The organism is Bythopirellula superficialaquae (assembly GCF_059632245.1).
In genome coordinates this window covers 1-6,894 of sequence record NZ_CP197428.1, presented here as the reverse complement: position 1 = coordinate 6,894, position 6,894 = coordinate 1, and the positions used below count along the sequence as shown (strand labels likewise).

Sequence of the window (6,894 nt, the reverse complement as noted above, 5' to 3'; positions counted from 1 at the left end):
ACCCCGTCGAGCAGGTCGGCAAAGAATTGCGGAAGATGATGTCATGGATTCAAGAAAAGGAAGTCTGATTCGCGACAGAATAACGACTGAAATTCAACGCCCAGGGAGTGCCGTCCCTGGGCGTTTTTCGTTGATGCACTCTTTTCTCTCACGCATCGAGTTCGGGCGATGCCAAATGGGCCTGAATGTCATCGCGGGCGTGTTTACGGTCCATGTTCGGCAAGAAATAGGCGAGCAGCCCCATCAACGGCAAAAAGGCACACACTTGATAAACGGTTTCGATGCCATACCGGTCGGCCAGTTTACCAAGCACCGCGGCACCGATTCCGGCCATGCCGAAGGCGAAGCCGAAGAACATGCCGGCCACTAAGCCCACGCGGCTGGGGATCAACTCTTGGGCGTAAACAATGATTGCCGAGAAGGCAGAGGCCAAAATCAAACCGATAGTGACGGTAAGCACTACTGTCCAGTGAAGATTCACATACGGTAATACGAGCGTAAACGGCAACACGCCGAGGATCGACGCCCAGATGACGGTCTTAAAACCGAGCTTGTCACCAACCGGTCCGCCGCCGAGCGTACCTGCGGCAACCGCTCCCAAAAACACGAACAGATACATTTGGGCATCTGTCACCGACACGTGAAAACGATGCATCAAATAAAACGTGTAATAACTCGTGAGGCTCGCCAAATAGATGTACTTGGAGAACACAAGGGCCAACAAGATTGCAATCGACATCCGCACACGCGACGGAGAAAGGCCCGCGGCTTTCGCACCCGCCGTGGAGCGAGACTTCGCGTGATAACTCACAAGATGGCGTTGATACCAGCGCCCGACGTACATCAAGAGCCCAGCCGCCAACAATGCCCCCAACGACAACCAGGCGATGCTCCCTTGGCCGCGCGGCATGACGATAAACGCTGCGATCAACGGGCCGATGGCCGTGCCGGTATTGCCACCCACTTGAAACAAGGATTGGGCAAATCCATAGCGGCCGCCAGATGCCAAGCGAGCCACGCGGGAGGCTTCGGGATGAAAGATCGACGAACCGATCCCTACGAACGCCGCGGAGACCAAGATGCCGGCAAAGCTTGTCGATGCGGCCAAGCCTAAGAGCCCCGTCAACGTGAACATCGTCCCGAACAAGAGCGAAAACGCCCAAGGCCGACGATCGGTCAAAATGCCCACCACCGGCTGAAGCAGTGAAGCGGTGCATTGAAACACGAACGTGATCAAACCAATCTGGAAGAAACTCAGCGAATACTGAGATTTCAAAAGGGGATAAATCGCCGGGAGCAGCGACTGCATGATGTCGTTAAGCAGGTGCGAGAAACTCAGCGCCGCGAGCACGGTGATGACCGTTGATTGTTCTATTGCGGAACTGGAATTCGCTTCGACCGTGGCTGACTCCGCCGACATGCTCTACCTCGCTGCTTGTAACTTGCTTTCTCGTTCTCCACCTATTGTTACGTGGACCCAGCCCCAAGAAAGTAGGTTCATTCCGCAAGGGGGTTCATTCCGCAGATGGGTCGTCGGGCAGATTGGCCAGCACCGCATCCCAGGTTTGGTTGCCTCTGCAAAGCAGCCACCACCACGCTCAGCGGTTCGGCATAAATCTGCGGCAAATCGTACTCACCGGCAATGTGTATCGGGAATGCCAATCGCTCGAGAGGTGGTGTGAATTCGGCGCTAATGTCGGCCCGATTGCCGCGGGCATCGATGCGATACCAACCCATCTCGGGAAGCAGGACCGCATTCAATCCGTGCAAACAGAAGGGAGGTCCAATACCATCTACGCTTAGTCGCTGATAGCACAAGCCCGCCGGAATGCCGTTGGCTCGCAAGAGGGCTGCGAGCAAATGGCTTTTGGCATAGCAGTAGCCAGTTCCCGCGGCCAACACGTCGGAAGCCCGGCAAGTTACCGGATTCAGCCGGTAATCGCTACTATGTTTGATTTCATCGCGAACCCATTCGAACGTGCGTTTGGCGAGGTCTATTGGAGTCGCACCTTCCGAGGCCAATTTTGCAGCCAATTCACGAACCGCAGGTGTCCGCCAATCAATAATCGCGGTGGACATTAAAAATCGTTCTACGGACATAGATACTGCTCAAAAACATGGCAAGATAACACTTTTTCACGGACTACGCATACTGTCATCGGGTTCACACCATCGACTGTGAGCGGCTAGAATGGTGGGAACGCTGCTACAAAATCCCACCCTCACTTCCCGCCTTGCCATGCTCCCCATCCCGCCTGGAACCGCCGCGCTGTTGTTTGATTGCGACGGCACGCTCGCCGACACGATGACCCTTCACTACGCCGCGTGGCGGGATACGCTGCTCGCGCACAACATCGATTGCCCGCGCTCGTTTATCGATACCCACGCTGGCGTGCCGACGCACGGCATCGTGTTGGAAGTCAACAAACTGTGGGGCGTCGAGCTTGATGGTGATGAAATCACCGCCGATAAAGAAGCTCGTTTTGCCACGCAGATCCATCTCACCAAACCGGTCGAAGAAGTGCTTGCCACAGCGCACGCACATTTCGGTAAGCTACCCATGGCGGTGGTATCAGGTGGAACCAAAGATATGGTCCACGCGATTCTCGAAACGATCGACGCGATTGATTTGTTTCCCGTGATCATCACGGCCAGCGATCCCGTGGCCCCCAAACCCGCACCCGACGTGTTTCTCGAAGCGGCGCGGCGGCTGGAAGTCCCGGCCAATAAGTGCCATGTCTTTGAAGATGGCGACCCAGGCATCGTTTCCGCGCAGCGCGCGGGAATGACATTTACCGACGTACGGTTGGTGGTGCAAGCCCGGGCGTCGTAGTAGGTTGCCCAGTGTGGTACGATACTCCGTATCGTAATTCAAAATTCGACACGGAGTGTCGATCTACACTAGTGTGGCACGACATTCCATGTCGTGATTCGAGTATCGACACGGGGTGTCGACTTACTCTGACTCACTGCTCCAGTAGAGGTATTCACCTTTGCCGAGATTCGCTTTCAGTGGGTTCTCGGCGATGTATCGCCGCAGATACTCAAATTGAATAGAACTCCGCACGAGGTGATCAAACGGTTCCGTCTGCCAGAACGCGCCACGTTTCCCTATTCGTTCGTTGATTAGCTTCGCTGTGTAACGTAGCCAACTCTTCGACTGCTCTCGCTGCGTAGTGCCCTGCCGAAATTGCACCAGCACATGCACATGATTGGGCATGACAACAAATGTATCCACTTCGTAGCGATCTCCATCAAAGTGCAGCAGAGCATCACCCACGATGCGCGCGTTTACCGGGTCGCGTAACACGCACACCCCGTGGCAATCATCCAGAGCCCGGTGCCATGCACGGTCACGCAGGCGGCGAAATTCCCGCTGCAATGGCTGCGGCATACGCTGCAACCAGCCAGCATCATTAAGGGCCGAGGCAGCAACTCCGTGCCGCGACAACCAATCCTCGAGTTCTCTTTGCCATTGCATGACAACCGCACGCGGCATGGAATCAGCCGTGCGAAAAGTGAGGAAAACGGCGACTCCGGGTTGAAACCAGTGTGGCAAGTTGCGATACGTGCGCGAGACTTCGGCCTGCCCGTCAAAAGTGCCGAACTCGACAGGTGTATTTCGTGAGAGCGGTTCCATCGCCACATTTTAAGCTGGCCAATAAGCAATGCAAAGCATTTTCCCAGTGTGGTACGATACTCCGTATCGTAATTCAAAATTCGACACGGAGTGTCGATCTACACTGGTGTGGCACGACATTCCATGTCGTGATTCAGAGTATCGGCACGGAGTGACGAGTTACAATGTGGCACGAGACTCCGTATCGTGATCGTGAAGGCCCATTTCGACACGGAGTGTCGATCTACACTAGTGTGGCACGACATTCCATGTCGTGATTCAGAATTACGACACGGAGTGTCGTACCACTCTGCATTCGATACGGAGTGTCGATTGACAATGTGCAGTCTCGACCTACTCTGTGATCTCTTCCGCCGGTCCGATGCACAACAGCCGCCTTCCCTGGCTGCAGGCCAGTTGCGCTTGGTTGAACCAGAAATTCGTAACACTGCTATAGCCGACATTGGCCACTTGCGAAACCGTTTGCGACCAGTTCACGCAGTTCTGCGAGAGGGCTCCATTTTGATTCGAACCGGTCCAGAAGGGGGTGTTCGCGGGGAGAGGCTGACCAAACTCATTGTATTGAATGGGAGTTTGAATCTGGCCGCTCCATAACTCGACACTGTCATTGGCGATCACTTCGCCCTGCGTGTTGACGATTTGGCCTTGAATCAAGATCCGCTCCGGGGAATTGGCATTCACGGTATTGGTCGAGATCAGCGCACGATAAATTCGCGTGGAACCATCCCAGCCCGGTGTCATGCCCGCAGCATTGGCCCGACGCGTACACTGCAAGTCCGCCGATTCATGGCCACCAAAGTTTGATAAACTTGGGTTGGGCTCTGCACTACCACTGACACTATAGGTCGTATTTGTAATAAAAACTGTATGCTGATATTGAATTGGGGCATCCACAACCAACGGCAAGCCATTATTCTTGGCCGGCAAGATATCGACGGCCGGATTGTCTTCGTGGTGTGCCAACACGGAAACATAGTAAGTCCCGCTCGCCACAGGACCGACAACCACCGACAGCCCGACAACACCTGGATAGGTGGCCACAATACTGGTCAACTCGGGGTCGGTAGCCACCGTCACGTCATAACTGACCGCGCCGAACGACTGCGACCACTCGATAGTGGGTGTGGCCGTGTCGAACGGTTCCAGCGGAATCGTGATATTGAAATCGTAAATTGTATCGCCAAAGGTCCGTTGCCAGATGAGAAAATCGCGGCCATCCACGTCCCCATCCCCGTCGGCATCCCCCTGCGACTGGTCGGCATCCACGCCAAGGCCGTAGTGCTCTTGCCAGATCGCGAGGTCCAACTGATCGATCTCGCCATTGGCATCAAAATCAGCCGGCACATCATAAATCGCCGCCGGAGGCAAATCCCCCCCAGCCGCTTGCGGCTTAGCGGCGACATTCTTATTCCCACAAGTCCCGCCACTCACCAATTCGCCCACGGCCGCGTCGCGCTGCACCCAGGCATTGATCGCCGCCACGGCCGTTTGGTCGAACAGGCCGGTCTCGGGGTTGTAGGCCATCGGCAACCGCTCGGGGCGAACACTCCCCGCGGCCAGGAAGGCAACTTCACCCGGCAGGTCGTCGAGGAACTCGCCATGCAGCACGCCCCCCGGTCCGTCGCCCCCTTCATTGTCGAAGGCGAAGACAATCCGCAGACCGTCAAGCTCCGCCGCCACGTTCGGGTCTTGGAGCGTGGCGACAAGTTTTTGCGTCGCACCACACCAAGTGCCCGCCCCGATCACCAGGGTATTAGCATCAATCGTGATATCGAGAGCCCCGCCACCAGCATCAACCAACCCAATCCCAGCCGCTTGCGGCTTAGCGCTTGATGTCTGCGCGGCCGGTGTCGTCCCACCCCCCACAAGCCAATTCCCCACGGCATCAAATGCGCTTTGATCAAACTCGCCGGTGAGCGAATTAAAAGCCGAGGGGAAACTCTCCGGCCGCACGCTCCCCGCCGCGAGGAAGGCGACCTGCCCCGGCAGGTTGGCGAGGAAGGCTTCGTTCTCCACGCCACCGAGGCCGGTTCCCCCCTCATCACTAAACGCAAACACCAACTTCAATCCGCTGAGCTCCTCAGCCACCCCCGGTGCGGCAAGCGCTTCTTTAAAGGCCGCGCACGCGCTGCACCAAGTCGCCGCACCGATCACGAGCGTGTTCTCATCAAGCACGATGTTCACGGACTGGCCATTGGCATCGACCAGCGCGAGCGGCGAATCCGCCGCAGCGGTACTCATCGTCAGCGTAGGCAGACTGTTTGCTTGTGCCGGCGAAGCTCCACCGACCGAACCGCTCCCAGCGTCTACCGCGATAACCCCCGTCGCCGAAACACTCGTGGCCGCTCCCCCCAGTGTGGCACGAGACTCCGTCTCGTAATTCGAGCCATAACCATCCGAGTCGGAGACTCGGGCTACTCTGTCGAGATCATTCGCGTCGAAGAGCAAGCTGCCAAAGTCATTCGCCAAGCGGGTAAAGAACACATCCGCGGGTTTGAATCTGTTGACTTCGGCGGACTCCTTTACCATACGACCACGGGTGTCGCTGCTGTCTGGCTCGGCAGTTGTCTGCCGTGTCGTAATTGTCGGTTGTATCCAGGGGGTATTGATCGCTAATTCATTCGGCGCAAACGATGACGATCTCGTTGCGCGAGGCACGACGGCAAACGGATCATCTGGCTGGGTGACTTTCGCTTGTGCGAGTGCATCGCTCGATAAGTCGAGACCCAATAGCCCACCAAGCATGAGCGAACTGGGGGGGACCCGTGTTTCCAAGAGTTCGAGCCACAACCGCCGGGAACCCTGGATCTCGTTGATGCGAAGCCGTTGACGGGATGTCTTGTGACAGGAGCTCCGCGCGTCGAGGCGCGCCACCAGAGTTGAGGTGTAATCCGGCATAGAACAGCCCTGAGAGAAAAGGTCTAATTTGAGGCGTCGTCGCAAGTAGTCTGAGTATAACCACTCGCTGTCAAAATTCCGAGCAGAAATAGGGGTAAAATCTGAGTGTAGTACGACATTCCATGTCGTGATTCAGAGTATCGGCACGGAGTGACGATTCACAATATGGTACGAGACTCCGCATCGTGAGCGTGAAGGCCCATTTCGACACGGAGTGTCGAGCTACTCTAGTGTGGTACGAGACTCCGTATCGTAATTGAGAACTCAAATATCGATACGGAGTATTGATCCACTCTGCATTCGACACGGAGTGTCGAGCTACAATGATATTCAAGACTCCGGCGGCACGCGCAGTT

Annotated in this window: 5 protein-coding genes; 1 reads left to right on the top strand and 4 read right to left on the bottom strand. The window is 56.2% G+C overall.

The window, feature by feature from the left end:
* Positions 1–148: 148 nt before the first annotated feature.
* Both SH678x_RS23170 and SH678x_RS23165 read right to left on the bottom strand, forming a co-directional pair.
* The gene (locus SH678x_RS23170) at positions 149–1,420 is read right to left on the bottom strand and encodes an MFS transporter (RefSeq protein ID WP_496920798.1); all 1,272 of its coding nucleotides are present in this window, start codon (positions 1,418–1,420) and stop codon (positions 149–151) included.
* Between the two features lie 77 nt (positions 1,421–1,497).
* Entirely contained in the window at positions 1,498–2,079 is a 582-nt protein-coding gene (locus SH678x_RS23165) for a transglutaminase-like domain-containing protein (RefSeq protein WP_496923124.1), read from the bottom strand.
* Between the two features lie 112 nt (positions 2,080–2,191).
* Here SH678x_RS23165 and SH678x_RS23160 point away from each other — a divergent pair, with 112 nt between their 5' ends.
* Entirely contained in the window at positions 2,192–2,833 is a 642-nt protein-coding gene (locus SH678x_RS23160; protein ID WP_496923123.1) for an HAD family hydrolase, read from the top strand.
* Positions 2,834–2,956: 123 nt separating this feature from the next.
* On the opposite strand, the gene SH678x_RS23155 is transcribed toward SH678x_RS23160, so the two are convergent.
* Together SH678x_RS23155 and SH678x_RS23150 are read right to left on the bottom strand one after the other, a co-directional pair.
* A complete protein-coding gene (locus tag SH678x_RS23155; RefSeq protein WP_496923122.1) occupies positions 2,957–3,640 on the bottom strand; it encodes a transposase in 684 nt (227 codons plus the stop codon).
* A gap of 333 nt (positions 3,641–3,973) precedes the next feature.
* Positions 3,974–6,538 (bottom strand): dockerin type I domain-containing protein, encoded by a 2,565-nt coding sequence (locus SH678x_RS23150; RefSeq protein WP_496923121.1) that lies wholly within the window; start codon positions 6,536–6,538, stop codon positions 3,974–3,976.
* Positions 6,539–6,894 lie beyond the last annotated feature (356 nt).